The 19,633-nt window shown below is 59.7% G+C and carries 14 protein-coding genes and 4 tRNA genes; 12 read left to right on the top strand and 6 right to left on the bottom strand.

The window, feature by feature from the left end:
- A partial coding sequence (locus D8U69_RS29600) for a hypothetical protein (protein ID WP_206663067.1) occupies positions 1–253 on the top strand: 253 nt, incomplete at its 5' end.
- Here the strand turns inward: D8U69_RS29600 and D8U69_RS16420 are convergent.
- The gene (locus D8U69_RS16420; RefSeq protein WP_056853725.1) at positions 241–1,437 is read right to left on the bottom strand and encodes an amino acid aminotransferase; all 1,197 of its coding nucleotides are present in this window, start codon (positions 1,435–1,437) and stop codon (positions 241–243) included. The two genes, D8U69_RS29600 and D8U69_RS16420, sit on opposite strands and share 13 nt — an antisense overlap.
- A gap of 336 nt (positions 1,438–1,773) precedes the next feature.
- On the opposite strand from D8U69_RS16420, the gene uvrB reads away from it, so the two are divergent.
- Complete coding sequence (uvrB, locus tag D8U69_RS16415; protein ID WP_130907729.1) at positions 1,774–3,789, top strand: excinuclease ABC subunit UvrB; 2,016 nt, start codon at positions 1,774–1,776, stop codon at positions 3,787–3,789.
- Positions 3,790–3,911: 122 nt separating this feature from the next.
- Here uvrB and D8U69_RS16410 read toward each other — a convergent pair whose 3' ends face one another.
- Positions 3,912–5,402 (bottom strand): MDR family MFS transporter, encoded by a 1,491-nt coding sequence (locus D8U69_RS16410; protein ID WP_177336562.1) that lies wholly within the window; start codon positions 5,400–5,402, stop codon positions 3,912–3,914.
- 49 nt (positions 5,403–5,451) lie between these two features.
- On the bottom strand, positions 5,452–6,540 hold the full coding sequence (locus D8U69_RS16405) for an HlyD family secretion protein (RefSeq protein WP_130907727.1): 1,089 nt from the start codon (positions 6,538–6,540) through the stop codon (positions 5,452–5,454).
- A gap of 219 nt (positions 6,541–6,759) precedes the next feature.
- Here D8U69_RS16405 and gltX point away from each other — a divergent pair, with 219 nt between their 5' ends.
- From gltX to D8U69_RS16355, 10 genes are all read left to right on the top strand, one after another.
- Positions 6,760–8,241: a glutamate--tRNA ligase gene (gene gltX / locus D8U69_RS16400; protein WP_056853721.1), complete on the top strand. Its 1,482-nt coding sequence runs from the start codon at positions 6,760–6,762 to the stop codon at positions 8,239–8,241.
- A 201-nt stretch (positions 8,242–8,442) separates the two neighbouring features.
- Positions 8,443–8,518: transfer RNA gene (locus D8U69_RS16395), tRNA-Ala, on the top strand.
- Between the two features lie 80 nt (positions 8,519–8,598).
- A tRNA-Glu gene (locus tag D8U69_RS16390) sits at positions 8,599–8,674 on the top strand.
- Between the two features lie 53 nt (positions 8,675–8,727).
- A tRNA-Ala gene (locus D8U69_RS16385) sits at positions 8,728–8,803 on the top strand.
- An 80-nt stretch (positions 8,804–8,883) separates the two neighbouring features.
- Positions 8,884–8,959 (top strand) — tRNA-Glu (locus tag D8U69_RS16380).
- A gap of 184 nt (positions 8,960–9,143) precedes the next feature.
- Complete coding sequence (locus D8U69_RS16375) at positions 9,144–9,683, top strand: TetR/AcrR family transcriptional regulator (protein WP_056853720.1); 540 nt, start codon at positions 9,144–9,146, stop codon at positions 9,681–9,683.
- Between the two features lie 29 nt (positions 9,684–9,712).
- Positions 9,713–10,546 (top strand): alpha/beta hydrolase, encoded by an 834-nt coding sequence (locus D8U69_RS16370; protein ID WP_056853719.1) that lies wholly within the window; start codon positions 9,713–9,715, stop codon positions 10,544–10,546.
- 48 nt (positions 10,547–10,594) lie between these two features.
- The gene (locus D8U69_RS16365; protein ID WP_056853718.1) at positions 10,595–11,032 is read left to right on the top strand and encodes a thioesterase family protein; all 438 of its coding nucleotides are present in this window, start codon (positions 10,595–10,597) and stop codon (positions 11,030–11,032) included.
- Positions 11,033–11,107: 75 nt separating this feature from the next.
- Positions 11,108–12,067, top strand: coding sequence for a tRNA-dihydrouridine synthase (locus D8U69_RS16360; RefSeq protein ID WP_130905378.1), 960 nt, complete (start codon positions 11,108–11,110; stop codon positions 12,065–12,067).
- A 132-nt stretch (positions 12,068–12,199) separates the two neighbouring features.
- Positions 12,200–12,646: an Hsp20 family protein gene (locus D8U69_RS16355; RefSeq protein WP_056853716.1), complete on the top strand. Its 447-nt coding sequence runs from the start codon at positions 12,200–12,202 to the stop codon at positions 12,644–12,646.
- Positions 12,647–12,697: 51 nt separating this feature from the next.
- On the opposite strand, the gene D8U69_RS16350 is transcribed toward D8U69_RS16355, so the two are convergent.
- The 3 genes from D8U69_RS16350 to D8U69_RS16340 form a co-directional block, all read right to left on the bottom strand.
- Positions 12,698–14,974, bottom strand: a complete 2,277-nt coding sequence (locus D8U69_RS16350; protein WP_130907726.1) for a nitric-oxide reductase large subunit — start codon at positions 14,972–14,974, stop codon at positions 12,698–12,700.
- Between the two features lie 355 nt (positions 14,975–15,329).
- Entirely contained in the window at positions 15,330–18,608 is a 3,279-nt protein-coding gene (locus D8U69_RS16345; protein WP_130907725.1) for a PAS domain S-box protein, read from the bottom strand.
- 66 nt (positions 18,609–18,674) lie between these two features.
- Positions 18,675–19,565: a LysR family transcriptional regulator gene (locus tag D8U69_RS16340; RefSeq protein WP_056853713.1), complete on the bottom strand. Its 891-nt coding sequence runs from the start codon at positions 19,563–19,565 to the stop codon at positions 18,675–18,677.
- Positions 19,566–19,633: the final 68 nt, after the last annotated feature.

Raw genomic sequence — 19,633 nt, 5'->3', positions numbered from 1 at the left:
TAACCTCTCTCTTTGGACTCAGGGTCAACATACAAGGAGCGAGCCTGCTCGCGATGAACCTGAGGACCCCGCTGGGTGTCAGGTTGCCAGCGTTATCGTTGATACCCATCGCGAGCAGGCTCGCTCCTACAATTTACTTGGGTGGAGTTTAGAGGTCGCAGCCACCGCTTTGAGATTTATCTGCCACAAACAAAAAAACGGGAAGCCCAAAGGCTTCCCGTTTTCGTGTCACGGCGCGATTCAGATCACCTGAACAATCGCATCCGTTACAGCCTTGATGTTGCTCTGGTTCAACGCAGCTACGCAGATACGACCGGTGTCCAGGGCGTAGATGCCGAACTCGTTGCGCAGACGGTGAACCTGCTCAACGCTCAGGCCGGAGTAGGAGAACATGCCGCGCTGACGACCGACGAAGCTGAAATCGCGCTGTGGTGCGTTTTTCGCCAGGGTCTCGACCATCTGGGTGCGCATGCCGCGAATGCGCAGGCGCATTTCGGCCAGTTCGGCTTCCCACTGGGCGCGCAGTTCCGGGCTGTTCAACACGGCTGCAACGATGCTCGCACCATGGGTCGGCGGGTTGGAGTAGTTGGTACGGATCACGCGCTTGACTTGCGACAGCACGCGCGCGCTTTCTTCTTTCGATTCGCTGACGATCGACAGGGCACCCACGCGCTCGCCGTACAGTGAGAACGATTTGGAGAACGAGCTGGAGACGAAGAAGGTCAGGCCCGATTCGGCAAACAGGCGCACGGCTGCGGCGTCTTCGTCGATGCCATCGCCAAAACCTTGGTAGGCCATATCGAGGAAAGGCACGTGGCCTTTGGCCTTGACCACTTCCAGGACGTTTTTCCAGTCCGCCGGGCTCAGGTCCACACCGGTCGGGTTGTGGCAGCAGGCGTGCAGCACAACGATCGAGCCGTTTGGCAGGGCGTTCAGGTCTTCCAGCAGGCCCACACGGTTCACGTCGTGGGTCGCGGCGTCGTAGTAACGGTAATTCTGCACCGGGAAACCGGCGGTTTCGAACAGCGCGCGGTGGTTTTCCCAGCTCGGGTCGCTGATTGCCACGACGGCGTTCGGCAGCAGTTGCTTGAGGAAGTCGGCACCGATTTTCAGTGCACCGGTACCACCCACAGCCTGAGTGGTGATGACGCGACCGGCAGCGATCAGCGGCGAATCATTGCCGAACAGCAGTTTTTGCACAGCCTGGTCGTAGGCCGCGATGCCGTCGATGGGCAAGTAGCCCCGGGAAGCGTGTTGAGCGACGCGAATGGTTTCGGCTTCGACAACGGCGCGCAGGAGTGGAATTTTCCCCTCCTCGTTGCAATAAACACCGACTCCCAGGTTGACCTTGTTGGTACGGGTATCGGCGTTGAATGCTTCGTTGAGGCCCAGGATTGGATCGCGTGGTGCCATTTCGACAGCGGAGAACAGGCTCATTTTTGCGGCGGCTCTGAATGGAGAATGGAGGGACGTGTCGCGCTCCAGCCGAATGCACTAGAGCGGTGCACAAACGGGGAGCTAGTATAGAGGCCATCTGCGATCGATGGCGACAGACGAAACGGCTTTTACGTTAAGTTTTTCCGATTATTTTTCGACCGTTAGTCGATTGGTGTCGTCCAAAGCATTACGCGATGTAGGACGTTTGCCTTGAAAGCGACGGCAATCGGCTCCACATTGAGCGCAATCCAGTTTTTTCCTCGGGCGACATCGGTCGTTTGCGGTCTTTCTCGTTCGTGCCGGTTTTGCCGGCAAGCGTGATCCCAGAGGTTTTACATGTCTGAATTCCAGCTAGTCACCCGTTTCGAACCTGCCGGCGATCAGCCTGAAGCCATTCGCCTGATGGTCGAGGGCATCGAAGCCGGGTTGGCGCACCAGACATTGCTCGGTGTGACTGGTTCGGGCAAGACCTTCAGTATCGCCAACGTAATCGCGCAGGTGCAGCGTCCGACGCTGGTGCTGGCGCCGAACAAGACCCTGGCGGCGCAGTTGTACGGCGAGTTCAAGGCGTTCTTCCCGAACAATGCCGTGGAGTACTTCGTTTCCTATTACGACTACTACCAGCCCGAGGCTTACGTACCATCGTCGGACACCTTCATCGAGAAAGACGCCTCGATCAACGACCACATCGAACAGATGCGTCTGTCCGCGACCAAGGCGTTGCTGGAGCGCAAGGACGCGATCATCGTCACCACGGTGTCGTGCATCTACGGTCTGGGTAGCCCGGAAACCTATCTGAAAATGGTGTTGCACGTGGATCGCGGCGACCGGCTAGACCAGCGCGAATTGCTGCGACGCCTCGCTGACTTGCAATACACCCGCAATGACATGGATTTCGCCCGTGCGACCTTCCGCGTGCGTGGCGACGTGATCGATATCCACCCGGCGGAATCGGATTTCGAAGCGATCCGCATCGAGCTGTTCGACGACGAGGTCGAAAGCCTGTCGGCGTTCGATCCGCTGACCGGCGAAGTGATCCGCAAACTGCCGCGCTTCACCTTCTATCCGAAAAGCCACTACGTGACGCCAAGGGAAACCTTGATGGGCGCGGTCGAAGGCATCAAGGTCGAGTTGAAGGAGCGCCTGGAATACCTGCGCTCCAACAACAAACTGGTGGAAGCCCAGCGCCTGGAGCAACGCACCCGATTCGACCTGGAGATGATCCTCGAACTGGGCTACTGCAATGGCATCGAAAACTACTCGCGCTATCTGTCCGGCCGTGAAGCCGGTGCGCCGCCGCCGACCCTCTACGATTACTTGCCGGCCGACGCCTTGCTGGTGATCGACGAATCCCACGTCAGCGTGCCGCAAGTTGGCGCGATGTATAAGGGTGACCGCTCGCGTAAAGAAACACTGGTGGAATACGGTTTTCGCCTGCCATCGGCGCTGGATAACCGGCCGATGCGTTTCGATGAATGGGAGGCCATCAGCCCGCAAACGATCTTCGTCTCGGCGACCCCGGGCAATTATGAAGCCGAGCACGCCGGGCGCGTCATCGACATGGTGGTGCGGCCGACCGGGCTGGTGGACCCGCAAATCGAAATCCGCCCGGCCCTGACTCAGGTCGATGACCTGCTCTCGGAAATCACCAAGCGCGTTGCCCTGGAAGAGCGCGTGCTGGTCACCACGCTGACCAAGCGCATGGCCGAAGACTTGACCGACTACCTGGCCGATCACGGCGTGCGCGTGCGCTATCTGCACTCGGACATCGACACCGTAGAGCGGGTCGAAATCATCCGTGATCTGCGCCTGGGCACTTTTGACGTGCTGGTGGGGATCAACCTGCTGCGCGAAGGTCTGGACATGCCTGAGGTGTCGCTGGTGGCGATTCTCGACGCCGACAAGGAAGGTTTCCTGCGTTCCGAGCGCTCGCTGATCCAGACCATCGGTCGGGCAGCGCGTAACCTCAACGGTCGGGCGATTTTGTATGCCGACCGGATTACCGGGTCCATGGAGCGGGCGATCGGGGAAACCGAACGTCGTCGCGACAAGCAGATCGCCTTCAACCTGGCGCATGGCATCACGCCCAAAGGCGTGTTCAAGGACGTCGCTGACATCATGGAAGGCGCCACCGTGCCAGGTTCGCGCAGCAAAAAGCGCAAGGGCATGGCCAAGGCAGCCGAAGAGAGCGCCCGCTACGAGGCGGAATTGCGCACACCGGGCGAGATCGCCAAGCGTATCAAGGCGCTGGAAGAGAAGATGTACGCATTGGCGCGTGACCTGGAATTCGAAGCCGCGGCGCAGATGCGCGATGAGATTGGCAAGTTGCGCGAGCGCTTGATCACCGTTTGAGTTTCTTCGTGGTGTCTGTGCGGGCCCCTTCGCGGGCAAGCCTTGCTCCTACAGGTTTGTGTCGTCCTGTAGGCGCCGCCAAACTTGGAGCAAGGCTTGCCCGCGAAGGCCTCGACGCAGTTTCAATGCGCCTCGCCAGCCTTCAACCCCTCGGGTAGTTTCCGGGTCAGCAACACCGCCAGCATGCTGATTCCCAGCGCAATCCCGACAAAGTGAAACGCATCGTTGTACGCCATGATCGACGCCTGCTGATGGGCGATCTCACTGAGCTTGCCCAGCGCCGCAGCCTCGCTTCCAAACCGGTCTGTCAGTGACGCCAACCGCTCCGCCACTTGCGGGTTGGTCGGCACTATCGCCTCGCGCAAGTAATCAAAATAGGTCTTGGTCCGGGCATCCAGCAGCGTGGCGAGGAGGGCGATGCCAATGGCCCCGCCGAGATTGCGCAGGATGTTGAACAGGCTCGACGCGGACCCGGCGTCCTGCGGAAGAATGTAGGCAGTGGCGATCAGCGAAATGGTGACCATGATCAATGGCTGGCCCAGGGCGCGGATGATCTGGATCTGATTGAACTGCGGCCCGGCGAAATCCGGATTCAATACGCCTGAAGAGAAGCTCGCCAGTCCGAACAAACCGAAACCCAGCGTGCACAGCCATTTCGGCGAGACGTATTTCATCAGCTTGGGCACCAGCGGAATCAGAAACAGTTGCGGCACACCCATCCACATGATCACTTCACCGATCTGCAGCGCGTTGTAGTTCTGGATCTGCGCCAGGTACAGCGGCAACAGGTAGATCGAGCCATACAGGCCAACCCCCATCCCGATACTGGAAATGCTCGATAAGCCGAAATTGCGATTGCCGAGGATACCGAGGTTGATCAGCGGATTGGGTTTGGAAAACTGCACGATCACAAAGGTGATCAGACTGATCAGGGCGATGCTGCCCAGCGTCACGATCAGATCCGACTCAAGCCAGTCCTTGCGATGGCCTTCTTCCAGAAACACCTGCAGACAGCCCAGTCCCACACCCAGTGTGACAATGCCGGCGTAGTCGGTGCTTTTCAGCAGTTCCCAATGCGCTTCTTTCTTTTCCAGGCCGTACATCAGGCCGGCAATCATGATCAGTCCGGGCGGAATGTTGATATAGAAGATGTATTCCCAACCCCAATTCTCTGTCAGCCAACCGCCAAGCGTCGGGCCGATGGAGGGCGCGAAGGTGGCGGTCATGGCGAACATGGCCATGCCTTTGGCGCGGTGATGCTCCGGGAGTTTGATCAGTGTGAGAGTGAAGGCCAGCGGAATCAGCGCGCCACCGGTGAATCCCTGCAGGGCGCGGAAGACAATCATGCTTTCCAGGCTCCACGCCATGGAGCACAGCAGGGAAGCGACCAGGAAACCGAGGGACACCCACACCGCCAGACGCCGCGCCGAAAGCAACTGCACGAGCCAGGCGGTGAGCGGGATCATGATGATTTCCGCCACCAGGTACGAGGTGGAAATCCACGAGCCTTCTTCCAGGGTGGCCGACAGTGCACCCTGAATGTCCTTGAGCGACGAGTTGGTGATCTGGATGTCCAGCACCGCCATGAACGCGCCGAGCATCACGCTCATCACCGCAATCCAGTCCCGCCGCGACGGTTCTCCGACCGGGCGGATCAGTTGATCACCGGCCATCGTCAGCGGCGTCTTTGCTGCTCAAGCTGGCGCTGACGTGTTCCGGGGTGTCCTTGATGTTCACCTTGGCGGTGACCGACATGCCCGGGCGAATCTTGCCGCGCAGCGGATTGTCGACGGCGAACGTCAGCTTGACCGGGATCCGCTGTACGACTTTGGTGAAGTTGCCCGTGGCATTGTCCGGTGGCAACAGGCTGAACTGTGCGCCCGAGGCCGCGAACAGGCTGTCGACCCGCGCTTCGATCGGCGTGTCACCGTAGGCATCGAAGATCAGTTCGGCTTTCTGCCCGGGCTGCATGTGGCCAATCTGGGTTTCCTTGAAATTGGCCTGAATCCAGATGTCTTCATCCGGCACGATCGACAGCAGGTAAGCGCCGGCCTGCACATATTGGCCATTGCGCGCGGCACGCTGGCCGATCAGGCCGCTGATGGGCGCGTGAATTTCGCTGCGGGTCAGGTTCAGTTCGGCCTGGGCCAGGTCGGTCCTGGCGTTGGCGATCTGTGCGTCGAGGCGTTTGATTTCGGCGTTCAGCGCGTTGATCTGCTGGCGCTGACCCTGGGCGTCCGCTTGGGCCTTGGCCAGTTGCGAGCGGGCAATGTGGTTGTCGGCGGAGAGGGTGGTCACGCGCTCTTCCGAGACATAACCCGGTTTGCGCAAGGTTTCGGCGCGGTTCAGGTCAATCTGCGAGCGGCCGAGGCTGGCTTGGCTGGAGGCGACTTGCGCATCGCTGGCGGCGATCAGGCTGGCTTGCTGGGTCAGCTTGCTCTGGGCTTGCAGGCGTTCGGCTTGCCGGGTGGCGAGGGCCGCGTTGGCGCGGTCGACAGCGAGGCGGAAGTCATCGCCTTCGAGGCGGATCAGTAGTTGGCCTTTCTCGACGTGCTGGTTGTCCTGCACCAGCACTTGATCGATGCGCGCGCCCAATTGGCTCGACACACGGGTGATTTCGCCCTGCACATAGGCGTTGTCAGTGCTTTCATAAAACCGTCCCTTGAAGAACCACTGGGCAAAGAAACCCCCGGCAATCAGCAGGACGATCAGCAGGAAAATGGAAAGGCGACGCTTGAGTTGGGCAGGCATGGGCAAACTGTAGTCGAGAATATGTAAGAAAAGTTATCAGCAGGTGAATCTGGCATACAGCCGATAAACGGTAAATGGCGTTGGCTGATATTCGGCCATTCACCGCACCGTACGGGCGTTGTAGTCGCAACCTTGGCTTAAATGCCCTGTTCGCTGGAGCGGGACGGGTGTCGCCTGTTACCATTCGCCCTTTGTTTGATCTTCTTTTCGAGACTTGCCATGACCACCGTCCGCACGCGCATCGCGCCATCGCCTACCGGGGACCCCCATGTAGGTACCGCTTACATCGCATTGTTCAATTACTGCTTTGCCAAGCAGCATGGCGGTGAGTTCATCCTGCGGATCGAAGACACCGACCAGTTGCGCTCGACCCGCGAGTCCGAACAGCAGATTTTCGACGCCCTGCGCTGGCTGGGGATCGACTGGAGCGAAGGCCCGGACGTCGGCGGCCCGCACGGTCCATACCGGCAAAGCGAGCGCGGTGATATTTATCAGAAGTATTGCCAGCAACTGGTCGACATGGGCCATGCCTTCCCGTGCTTCTGCACCGCCGAAGAGCTGGACCAGATGCGCGCCGAGCAGATGGCGCGTGGCGAAACCCCGCGTTACGACGGCCGTGCACTGTTGCTGTCCAAAGAAGAAGTGGCGCGCCGCCTCGCTGCCGGCGAGCCGCATGTGATCCGCATGAAGGTGCCGAGCGAAGGCGTCTGCGTGGTGCCGGACATGCTGCGTGGCGACGTTGAAATCCCGTGGGACCGCATGGACATGCAGGTCCTGATGAAGACCGACGGCTTGCCGACGTACTTCCTGGCCAACGTGGTCGACGATCACCTGATGGGCATCACCCACGTACTGCGCGGCGAAGAGTGGCTGCCGTCGGCTCCGAAGCTGATCCTGCTTTACGAATACTTCGGCTGGGAACAACCGGAGCTATGCTACATGCCGCTGCTGCGTAACCCGGACAAGAGCAAGCTGTCCAAGCGCAAGAACCCGACCTCGGTGACTTTCTACGAGCGCATGGGCTTCATGCCTGAGGCAATGCTCAACTACCTGGGGCGCATGGGCTGGTCGATGCCTGACGAGCGTGAAAAGTTCTCGTTGCAGGAGATGGTCGACAATTTCGATCTGAAGCGCGTTTCCCTGGGCGGGCCGATTTTCGACATCGAAAAATTGTCGTGGCTAAACGGCCAATGGCTGCGTGACCTGCCGGTGGAAGAGTTCGCCGCGCGCGTGCAGAAGTGGGCATTCAACTCCGAATACATGATGAAGATTGCCCCGCACGTGCAGGGCCGGGTTGAAACCTTCAGTCAGGTCGCACCGCTGGCGGGGTTCTTCTTTGCCGGTGGTGTCAACCCGGATGCCAAACTGTTTGAATCGAAAAAGCTGTCGGGTGATCAGGTTCGGCAGTTGATGCAGTTGATCCTCTGGAAGCTCGAAAGCCTGCGTCAGTGGGAGAAGGACAACATCACCGCGACCATTCAGGCCGTGGTCGAGTCCCTGGAGCTGAAGCTGCGTGACGCCATGCCGCTGATGTTCGCTGCGATTACCGGTCAGGCCAGTTCGGTATCGGTGCTCGATGCGATGGAAATCCTCGGACCTGACCTGACCCGTTTCCGTCTGCGCCAGGCCATTGACCTGCTCGGTGGCGTGTCGAAGAAAGAAAACAAGGAGTGGGAAAAGCTCTTGGGCGCTATTGCCTGATTGCGTTTGACTCTGCAGGGGCTGCCGAAGGCCGCGATCTTTTGATCCCGATCTTCGGCGCTTCCCCCGGATTTTCGGGGGGAGGGCGGTAAGTGGTTGTTATGTCGGCAAAAAATTTTAAATTTTTTGAAAAATAAGTTTGACAGGCTTCCGATACGCCCTTAAGATTCGCCCCGTCCTCAGCGATGACATCAACGATGAGGGGCTATAGCTCAGCTGGGAGAGCGCTTGCATGGCATGCAAGAGGTCGACGGTTCGATCCCGTCTAGCTCCACCAATTTTACAGTTCAAGGTCTGGCCACACCGGCCTTGAATCGATCAGCTCTCAGCACTGATCAGTTGTATAGAAGGGTTTGTGTCCCCTTCGTCTAGTGGCCTAGGACACCGCCCTTTCACGGCGGTAACAGGGGTTCGAGTCCCCTAGGGGACGCCAGTTTTACAGAAGCGATGTTGCAAGATGTCGCTCCGCCGCGAGGCGAAAAATCCGGGGCTATAGCTCAGCTGGGAGAGCGCTTGCATGGCATGCAAGAGGTCGACGGTTCGATCCCGTCTAGCTCCACCAATTTTACAGTTCAAGGTCTGGCCACACCGGCCTTGAATCGATCAGCTCTCAGCACTGATCAGTTGTATAGAAGGGTTTGTGTCCCCTTCGTCTAGTGGCCTAGGACACCGCCCTTTCACGGCGGTAACAGGGGTTCGAGTCCCCTAGGGGACGCCACGATTACCCGCTCTGCGGGATTTTATAAGGGTCATTCAATTATTGAATGGCCCTTTTGTTTGTCTGGCGTTTGGCCAAATCTCCCCAATTCTTTCAAACTGTTCTTCAGACCAGCGGTCACATCCACCACTTGCAGAATATTATTATGAGAATAATATTCTAATCGTAATATTCGGAGGCAACGATGAACGATAAAAAAGCTCAAACCCGCGAACGCATTCTCAAGGCCGCCAGTGCAGCGCTGATTCAGCGTGGCCCGGCCGAACCGAGCGTGGGTGAAGTGATGGGGGCGGCCGGTCTGACGGTTGGCGGCTTCTATGCGCACTTCGAAAGCAAGGACGCAATGATGCTGGAGGCGTTCAAGCAGTTGCTCGGTCATCGCCGAGGCCTGATTGCCGATATGGATGCCGAATTGACCGGTGAAGAGCGTCGCGCGTTGGTGGCGGCGTTTTATCTGTCGCGCAAACACCGGGACTCGTCGGAATCGGCGTGCCCGATCCCGGCGTCCGTCGGTGAGCTGGGGCGACTGCCGGAAGCATTTCGAATCGCCCTGAATGAACACGTGGAAATGATGGTCGCGCAGTTGGCGGCCAGCCCGGAAGACACCGACAAGGCCTTGGCTGATATGGCGTTGATGGTGGGAGGTCTGGCTCTGGCGCGGGCGCTGGGGCCGGGAGAGTTGTCCGATCGTTTACTTCGCGCCGCCAAATCAGCGGTGCTGTGACCTGAAGGCTGCGGCCTGGGGAGAATGCGATGAGCACGTTGAAGTGGGTTCGTGGCGTGAATGGCACCTTGGGTTGGTTTGCACCGAAACTGGTGGCAAGCAAGATGCGACTGGCGTTCATGACGCCAAGGGATTTGCCGCCCCGTGATTGGGAGCTTCCGCTGCTGGCGAGGTCCGAGCGGATTACCTTGCGGTTTGGCCTGTCGGCGTTGCGTTGGGGGCAAGGCCCGGCGGTATTGCTGATGCACGGCTGGGAAGGGCGGCCGACACAGTTCGCCAGTTTGATTACTGCGCTGGTCGACGCCGGTTACTCGGTGGTCGCCCTGGATGGTCCGGCCCACGGTCGCTCACCCGGCAGTGAAGCAAACGTCGTGTTGTTCGCCCGCGCCATGCTGGAAGCGGCCGCCGAGCTGCCGCCGTTGCAGGCCGTCATCGGGCATTCAATGGGCGGCGCCAGTGCCATGCTTGCGGTGCAACTGGGCTTGCGCACCGAAACGCTGGTCACCATTGGCGCTCCGGCTCGCATTCTTGGCGTGTTGCGCGGATTTGCCCGGTATGTGGGCCTGCCGCCCAAAGCCCGTTCGGCGTTTATTCGCCAAGTCGAGAAAGATGTCGGGATGCGCGCTGCGATGCTGGATGTCGCCCACTATCAACTCGACATGCCTGGCCTGATCGTTCACGCCGAAGACGACGACTTTGTCTCGGTCAGGGAGTCGCAGCTGATCCACGAAGCCTGGTTCGACAGTCGCTTGCTGCGCTTGCCGGAGGGCGGTCATCAGCGAGTGCTGGCCGACCCTCGGGTGATTGATGGCGTGTTATCACTGCTGGCCGGTCGCAGCCTGCAATCGCGCCAATCGGCCTGAGCTTCCGTTACACTGCCCCGGTCGAAATAATCTGACCGGGAGTGGGGCATGGGCTGGGATCGGGCAACGCCGTTCATCATTGATTTGCAAGTGGGCGCCGAGGACATTGACGGTTTGGGCCACGCCAATAATGCGGTGTACGTGACCTGGCTCGAACGCTGTGCCTGGCGCCATTCCCAGCGCCTTGGCCTGGATCTGGTCGAATACCGTCGCCTGGACCGGGCCATGGCAGTGGTTCGGCACGAAATTGATTACCTGGCTGCCGCCTATGAAGGTGATGAGTTGCAATTGGCGACCTGGATCGTCGATTGGGATCAGCGCCTCAAAATGACCCGGCATTTCCAGCTCAAGCGTCCAAGTGACAATTCGACCTTGTTGCGGGCGCAAACCACCTTCGTCTGCATTGAGCTGTCCAGCGGCAAGCCCAAGCGCATGCCGGCCGAGTTCATCGAAGGCTATGGCCCGGCCTTACAGGTCCTGATTTGACAAGACTGTGTGGCAAGTCTTTCGCTCGATAATCCAGTAAACTGCCGCACGTTTTTTCGTTGAGTGTGTTTTTTCATGCAAATTGCTTTGGCGCCCATGGAGGGGTTGGTCGACGACATCCTGCGCGACGTGCTGACCCGAGTGGGTGGCATCGATTGGTGTGTGACCGAGTTCATTCGGGTCAACGATCAGTTGCTCACGCCGGCCTATTTCCACAAATTCGGCCCAGAGCTGCTCAACGGCGCCCGCACGGCCTCCGGTGTACCGCTGCGTGTGCAACTGCTCGGTTCCGATCCTGTATGCCTGGCGGAAAACGCCGCGCTGGCCTGTGAGCTGGGTTCCGAGGTGATCGACCTGAACTTTGGTTGCCCGGCCAAGACCGTGAACAAATCCCGTGGCGGTGCTGTGCTGCTCAAAGAGCCCGAGCTGCTTAACCGGATCGTCGAGCATGTCCGTCGCGCCGTTCCAGCGCACATTCCTGTTACCGCGAAAATGCGCCTGGGTTTCGACAGCCCGGACGGCTCGCTGGTTTGCGCCACGGCGCTGGCCGAAGGCGGGGCGGAACACATCGTGGTGCATGCCCGGACCAAAGTGGATGGCTACAAGCCGCCAGCGCACTGGGAATGGATTCCGCGGGTGCAGGACGTGGTCAAGGTGCCGGTGTTCGCCAACGGTGATATCTGGAGCGTCGACGACTGGCGCCGTTGCCGCGAAATCAGCGGTGTGGAAGACATCATGCTCGGCCGCGGCCTGGTTTCGCGTCCCGATCTGGCCAGGCAAATCGCCGCCGCACGAGCGGGTGAAGAGGTCGTGGAAATGACCTGGACCGAGCTGTTGCCGTTGATCCAGGATTTCTGGTTGCAAGCCAAGGCGCAGATGACTGCGCGGCAATCGCCTGGCCGCTTGAAGCAATGGCTGGCGATGTTGACGCGCAATTATCCCGAGGCTGTCGAGCTGTTCACGGTGCTGCGGCGTGAGACCGAGCTGGATAACGTATCGCGTTTGCTGGGTCTGCCGGTGGCCGAAGCGGCCTGAAGCTCTTTATTAAAAAAGCAGAAAATGCGCTCTTGAAAAGCAATCAGTGGTCCCTATGTATGGGTTACGCGATGCCGAATTCGGGTCGCGGAGACACAAAACCTTGCTGATTGTTTTCAGGAGATTTGAATCATGACTACTGCATTTTCCCTGGCGCCTCTGTTCCGTTCCTCGGTAGGCTTCGACCGTTTCAACGACCTGTTTGAAACCGCCCTGCGTAACGAGCCAGGCAGCAGCTATCCACCCTACAATGTGGAAAAACACGGCGACGACCAATACCGCATCGTCGTGGCCGCGGCGGGTTTCCAGGAAGAAGACCTGGAGTTGCAAGTCGAGAAGGGTGTGCTGACCATCAGTGGCGGCAAACGTGACGGCAACGAAGGCGTGACCTTCCTGCACCAAGGCATCGCCCAGCGGGCCTTCAAATTGTCGTTCCGTCTGGCGGACCACATCGAGATCAAATCCGCTGGCCTGAGCAACGGTCTGTTGAGCATCGACTTGCTGCGGGTAGTGCCAGAAGAGGCGAAAGCCAAGCGTATCCCGATCAACGGGACGCAAAAACCGGCTCTGCAACACTAATCCAGAGCAACAGGAAAGGGCGCCAACGGCGCCCTTTTTACTGCCTGCAATTTAACGTTGGCCCTTGACTGCCGCTGCTTCGATTCCACGGGGATGGCGCGACGAAAACAGCAAGCCGCCAGCGATCTGCCAGATCAGCGCAAACGCGCCGACCAGAAACACGACATCGCCGAACGTACGCACCCACCGCAGGGTTTGCAGCAGGTCTTGCTGCATGAACGCTTCGCTTCGGGCGTACCACAGCCCTTGGCTGGCGCTGGCGTAAAACTGCAGGATGCCAATCGGCAACAGGCTGGTAACGATCATCAGCATCAGCCCGCCGTTGAGCCACCAGAAACCGGTGTTCATCAGTCGGTCATTGAACTGCAGGTTAGGTCGCAGATAGCGCAGGATCAGCAGGCTGAAGCCCAGTGCCAACGAGCCATAAACCCCGAACAACGCCGCATGGGCATGCAGCGGCGTGGTGTTCAGGCCCTGAATGTAATACAGCGCAATCGGCGGGTTGATCAGGAAGCCGAACACCCCGGCACCGAGCATGTTCCAGAACGCGGTGGCGATGAAGAACTGCAACGGCCAGCGCAGCCGGGCCATCCACGGCGCGCGTTCCTTCAGGCGCCAGTTTTCCCAGGCTTCATGTCCGAGCAGAATCAGCGGTACCACTTCCAGGGCGCTGAAGGTTGCGCCGACCGCCATCACCGGCGTAGTGGTCCCGGCGAAGTAGATGTGGTGGAAAGTCCCGGGTACACCGCCGAGCATGAACAGCGAGGCCGAGCCGAGAGTGGCGCTGGTGGCCAGGCGTTTCGAGACCAGTCCCATGCTGGTGAAAATGAAGGCCAGGGCGGTGGTGGCGAACACTTCGAAGAAGCCTTCGACCCACAGGTGCACGACCCACCAGCGCCAGTACTCCATGACCGACAGATGGGTGCGCTCACCATAGAACAGGCCAGCGCCATAGAACAGACCGATCGCCACCACCGACGCGGCCAGCAGAGCCAACAGGTTTTTATCGCCCGGCTGACGCAAGGCGGGCACCATTGCGCGCAACATCAGCACCAGCCAGAACACGATCCCGGCGAACTTGGCGATTTGCCACAGACGGCCCAGATCAACGTATTCGTAACCCTGGTGCCCCAGCCAGAAGCTCCATTGCGCCGGCATCAATTGGGCGATGGCGAGGAAGTTGCCGGCATAGGAACCCACGACCACCATTACCAGCGCCCAAAACAGCACATCCACTCCGAGCTTCTGCCATTTGGGGTCTTTGCCGCCATTGATGAACGGCGCCAGAAACAGCCCCGCCGCGAGGAAACCAGTGGCGATCCAGAACATAGCACTTTGCAAATGCCAGGTTCGGGTCAGTGAGTACGGAAACCATTTCGACAGCGGCAGTCCGTAGAAATCCTGGCCTTCGACTGTGTAGTGCGCGGTCGCGCCACCCATCAGCACCTGAAAACCGAACAGCGCTCCGACCAGCAACAGGTATTTGCCCAGGGCTTTTTGCGAAGGCGTGAGTCTGATCAGGCTCAGCGGGTCCTGGGCCGGGACCTTGGGTTGGCCTTCGTCGTGGTTGCGCAAAAACGCCCAGCCCCAGACCAGAAAACCGATACCCGCCAGCAGTACGACGATGCTGACGATGGACCAGACCATGTTTTCGGCGGTCGGGTGGTTGTCGATCAGCGGCTCGTGGGGCCAGTTGTTGGTGAATGTCGCGCTTTGGCCTTCGCGCTCGGTGGCGGCAGCCCAGGCCGTCCAGAAGAAAAAGCGCGTGAGCTGCTGGCGCCGGGCGCTATCGGGCAGGGTGTTTTCTTTCATGGCAAAGCTTTCGCGGCTGTGATGCAGCGCCGGGTCATTGCCGAAAAGGGCATGGTAATACTCGGCGGTTTGCGCGATGGCCTCGACGCGGCGATCGCTGAGCACCAGTGTGCCGTCGACAAGTCGATTGCCGCGGTATTCGCGTTTGAGTTGATGACGCAGCAGGGCCTGCTGATCATCATCGATTTGCTGGTAAGGCTTGCCATAATTCTGCTGCGCCGCCAGGTCGAGCCAGGTGAGCAGTTCGCGGTGCAGCCAGTCGGCGGTCCAGTCCGGCGCCTGATAGGCACCATGGCCCCAGATCGAACCCAGCTGCATGCCACCGATGCCCTGCCAGGCCGTCTGGCCGTCGAGGATGTCGCTGGCACGAAACAGGGTTTTGCCCTCGACGCTTTGTACAGTTTCCGGGATCGGTGGCGCCTGCCGGTAAATCTCGTGGCCGAACCAGCCGAGCAGGCAGAAGGTCACGCCGAGGACGCCAATCAGCGACCACCATAATTTGCGGTATTCACCCATGGAGCACCTTTATGTCAAAAAAAAGCGCCCGCATAACGAGTATGCGGGCGCAGAAAACCCGGCCGTGTGATCGGGAAGAGACGCCGGGGTGTTGCTTCGGGAAAATGATCGGTTGTCGCGATCATTTGACTAGCGGTGCAGGACGTTTGTCCGCGGACCGAATGCGTGGGATCAATGTACGGCGCACACCGGTGCGGCGTCTCTCCTACACAGGTTCAGTGGGGTGATGTATTGGTTTTAACCATTCATACAGAGGTATGAAAGCGTGCAGAGCACTGTAGGAGCATGGCTTGCCCGCGATGACACCCATGAAATCGCCATCGCGGGCAAGCCATGCTCCTACGAGAAAGAGGTGTTACCTGAGCAGTTTTTGAAACTCTTCAACCGGCAACGGCTGGCTATGCAAATACCCCTGATAAAAGTGGCAGCCCAATCCCTGCAGAAACGCCAATTGCTCAGCGGTTTCCACGCCTTCGGCGATCACCTTCAATTCCAGGCTGCGGGCCATGGCGACGATGGCGCGGATGATCTCGGCGTCGTTGGGGTCGGTGGTGGCGTCGCGGATGAACGACTGGTCGATTTTCAGGGTGTCGACCGGCAGGCGCTTGAGATAGGTCAGAGATGAATAACCGGTGCCGAAGTCGTCCATGGCGAAACTGACGCCGAGTTTTTTCAGGCGACGCATTTTGCTGATGGTGTCTTCCAGGTTCTGGATGACGATGCCTTCGGTGATTTCCAGTTTCAAAAGCGAGCAAGGCAGGCCGTAGCGGGTGAGGCTTTCTTCGACGCGCTCAACGAAGTCGGCCTGGCGGAACTGCCGTGGGCTGATGTTCACGCACAGACTGAAATCGAGCGGGTCCACCAGTCCGTTGGCAATCATCAGCCGGCAAGCCTGGCATGCTTCATCGAGAATCCAGGTGCCGACCTCGAGGATCAAACCGCTGTCCTCCAGAACTTTGATGAACTCTGCGGGCGATTGCGCACCAAGCTCCGGATGGTTCCAGCGCACCAGTGCTTCAGCGCCGACGATGCGGTTGTCGCGGGCATCGAGTTGTGGCTGGTAATGCACGCGAAACTCACCGCGGGACAGCGCCAGGCGCAGGTCGGTTTCCATGCGCAGGCGCTCGCTCGCGGCCTTCTGCATGGTGTTGTGATACATCTGCGCGGTGTTGCGCCCCGAATCCTTGGCGCGGTAAAGGGCGATGTCGGCGCGTTTGAGCAGGTCGGTGGGCGTGGAGCCGTGGTCGGGAATCAGCGCTATGCCGATGCTCGGCGTCACTTGCAGGCGCTGGCCGTCGAGGAACATCGGTTCCGACAGCAATTCGCGCAAGGTGTCGGCCAGTTGCCGCACCTGGGCGCTGACGTCGTTGCGCGAGCCTTCAAGACCGCTGAGCAACACCACGAATTCATCGCCGCCCAGCCGCGCGACGGTGTCTTCCATGCGCACACTGGCTTCCAGGCGTGCGGTGATGATCTTCAGCACGGTATCGCCCACCGGATGGCCGAGGGAATCGTTGATGTGCTTGAAGTGGTCGAGGTCGAGGAACATCAGCGCGCCACGCAAATTGTGGCGTTTGAGCAGGGCAATCTGCTGGCTGAGCCGATCCATCAGCAAGGCGCGGTTGGGCAGGTTGGTCAGCGGGTCGTGGTAGGCCAGGTGACGGATCTGCGCCTCGGCGTTTTTCAGCAAGCTGACGTCCCGTGCGGTCAGCAGCAGGCACGCGGTTTCGTTGAGAGTGATCGGTTCCACCGAGACCTCGACGGTGAGCAACTCGCCGCGCTTGTTGCGTCCGAGCATTTCCTGGTGATGCACCCGACCCTTGATCTGCAACTCGGCCAACAACGCCGAACGTTGTTTCTCTTCGGCCCAGATTCCCACCTGATACACCGTGCGGCCAATGACCTCGCCGGCGCGGTAACCGGTCAGGCGGCAGAAACCGTCGTTGACCTCCAGGTAGCGCCCGGTGTCGCGCTCGGTGATGGTGATGGCATCGGGGCTGGAGTGAAACGCCTTGGCGAATTTCTCTTCGCTGGCCTTGAGCGCCGCCTCCGAGCGCTGTTGCTGGGTGATGTCGCGCAGGGTGGTAACGATGCACGGCTGGTCACCGACGCTGATCTGCCGGCTGGAAATTACACAGGTCAGGGTTTGTCCGTTTTTGTGCTGGACGACAATCGCTACGTTACTCAGGCCTTGTTCGCGAATCACCTGTTCGATCCGCTGCAAACTTTTTGCCGAGGCGTCCCACAGGCCTATTTCATCGGCGCTGCGTCCGATCACATCGGCGGTGGTCCAGCCGAAGGTCTGGGTGAAGCTGGAGTTGATCTCGATGAATTGTCCGGTGTCCTGGCGGGTCACGCAGATCGGGTCCGGACTGACCTGGAACAGCGTGGCGAATTTCTCCTCGGAGGCCACCAGTCGTTGTTCGCGTTCGACCTGATCGGTGATGTCGAGCAGGGTGCCGGCCATGCGCAGTGGCAGGCCGTTTTCATCGCGGTAGAGGCGGGCGCGGCTTTCCAGGTAACGCGAGCTGCCATCCGGCAGTTGCACGCGATAGGTCAGCTGATAGTTGCCGGCCGGGCCTTCGCGCAGGCTGCGATAGGCGTCACGCATGGTGTCGCGTTCTTCGCCCGGCACGCCTTCGAAGAACTCGTCGAAGGATTCATGGAAGGGCTTGGCGTCCAGGCCGTGCAACTGTGCGGCGCGGGCCGAACCGTAAAGCATGCCGCTGGGAATGTGCCAGTCCCAGGTACCGAGTTGCGCAGAGTCCAGCGCCAGGTCGAGGCGTTCCTGGCTGTCCTTCAACGCGTGCTCGGCGGCTTTGCGGTCGGTGGTGTCGAGGAACGTGCTCAGCAAATAGGGCTGGCCTTCGAGTTCGACCTTTTGCGCGCTGAGGATACCGTCATGAATCTGCCCGTTGCTGGCGCGAAATTGCACCTCCATGCTGGTCAACTCGCCTTTGGCCTTGGTGGCCTTGACCAGCTCCGCCCGTTGTTCGGGGTGCACCCACAGGCCCAGTTCCAGTGTGGTGCGACCGATCGCATCTTGCACCGGCCAACCGAACAGGCTTTCGAAATATTGATTGGCTTCGGTGATCAAACCGTCTTCCTGGCGGGTCAGCAGGACCATGTTCGGGCACAGGTGAAACAGTGTGGCGAAACGTTTTTCCGAGCTGCTCAGCGCCTGTTCGCGCTGGCGCTGGTGGGTGATCTCGCGGATCACGCCGATCATCCGGGGCCGGCCGTGTTTGTCCGGCAACAGGCTGCCGTTGATTTCCAGCCAATGCAGGCTGCCGTCGGGCCAGCGAATGCGGTGGTGCATCGCCTGTTCCAGCGGTGCGCCGGCAATCACCGCGTGGAAGGCGCGCACGGTTTTCGCCCGGTCTTCGGGCGGCAGCAAATCGAGGTATTCGAGGTCTTCCGGCAGCGGTTGCCGGGGATCGAAGCCAAACAGCGCCTGGGTACCCCGCGACCAACTGATCTGTCCCCGTTCGATGTCCCAATACCAGGCACCCAAACGCGCGCCGTTCAGGGCTGCCAGTAATTGTGGGGCACTTTCCCAGCTCTGCTCGGAGCGTTTGGGGTCAAGTGCCTGGATACGCGGCATCGGCGGAACACGGTCAACAGATTTCGGCATTGGCAAGCCTTAGGCTGAATTGAACATATGGCACGGGATTTCGCGGCTCTATAGGAGTAGCACAAGTTAGCCGTGAGTCCCTGGCAGATCGATCTGAGCATCCAGCAAGGCCATGAAGGCCCGTGCCGCATTCGACAACGTCCGTTCTGTGTGCAGGATATAGCCTAGCTGGCGAGACAGTTGTATGCCCGGCAAAGGTATCCGCGCAACTTGATCGTCGAGCATTGTGCGTGGCAGCACGCTCCAGGCCAGGCCGATCGACACCATCATCTTGATGGTTTCCAGGTAGTTGGTGCTCATGGCGATGTTCGGCGTCAGGCCCTGGGCTTCGAACAGACGCTGGACGATGTGGTGGGTGAAGGTGTTTCCCCCGGGGAAAACCGCCGGGTGCCGGGCGATATCCGCCAGGTTGACTGCGCCATTGTTGAGCAGCGAATGCTCCGGGGCGACCACGAAGTCCAGCGGGTCATCCCACACCGGCGTGGCCTTGACCAGCCCATGGGGCTCCGGTGCGAGGGTAATAACCGCCAGTTCGGCACGGCCATGGAGGATTTCTTCGTAGGCCACTTCGGAATCGAGAAACTGAATATCCAATGCCACTGCGGGATAGCGCCGGGTGAACTCCCTTAATAAGGGAGGCAAACGGTGCAGGCCGATGTGGTGACTGGTGGCGAGGGTCAGACGACCGGTCACCTCGCCTGTGAGATTGGTCAGGGCGCGGCGCGTATCATCGAGGACATTCAATATCTGGTAAGCCCGCGGCAGCAGGGCGCGACCGGCCTCGGTCAACCCGACCTCGCGGCCCAGCCGGTCGAACAGGCGCACCTTCAGTTGTTGCTCGAGCCCGGCGATGCGCTTGCTGATCGCCGGTTGCGTCAGGTGCAGCCGTTCTCCCGCGCCGGAGAAGCTACCTGTCTCGGCAATGGCAATAAAGGCATTAAGGTTGGCCAGGTCCATGGTCGCATTCCAGTTGGTTATCCAAAGCATAAAAAATATGAATTTGAGTTATTTAATGTAACCCCATA

The organism is Pseudomonas sp. Sample_16 (assembly GCF_004307665.1).
Lineage (GTDB): Bacteria > Pseudomonadota > Gammaproteobacteria > Pseudomonadales > Pseudomonadaceae > Aquipseudomonas.
Note: the sequence above shows the minus strand (reverse complement) of the source record. Positions and strands in the feature narration are given on the sequence as shown.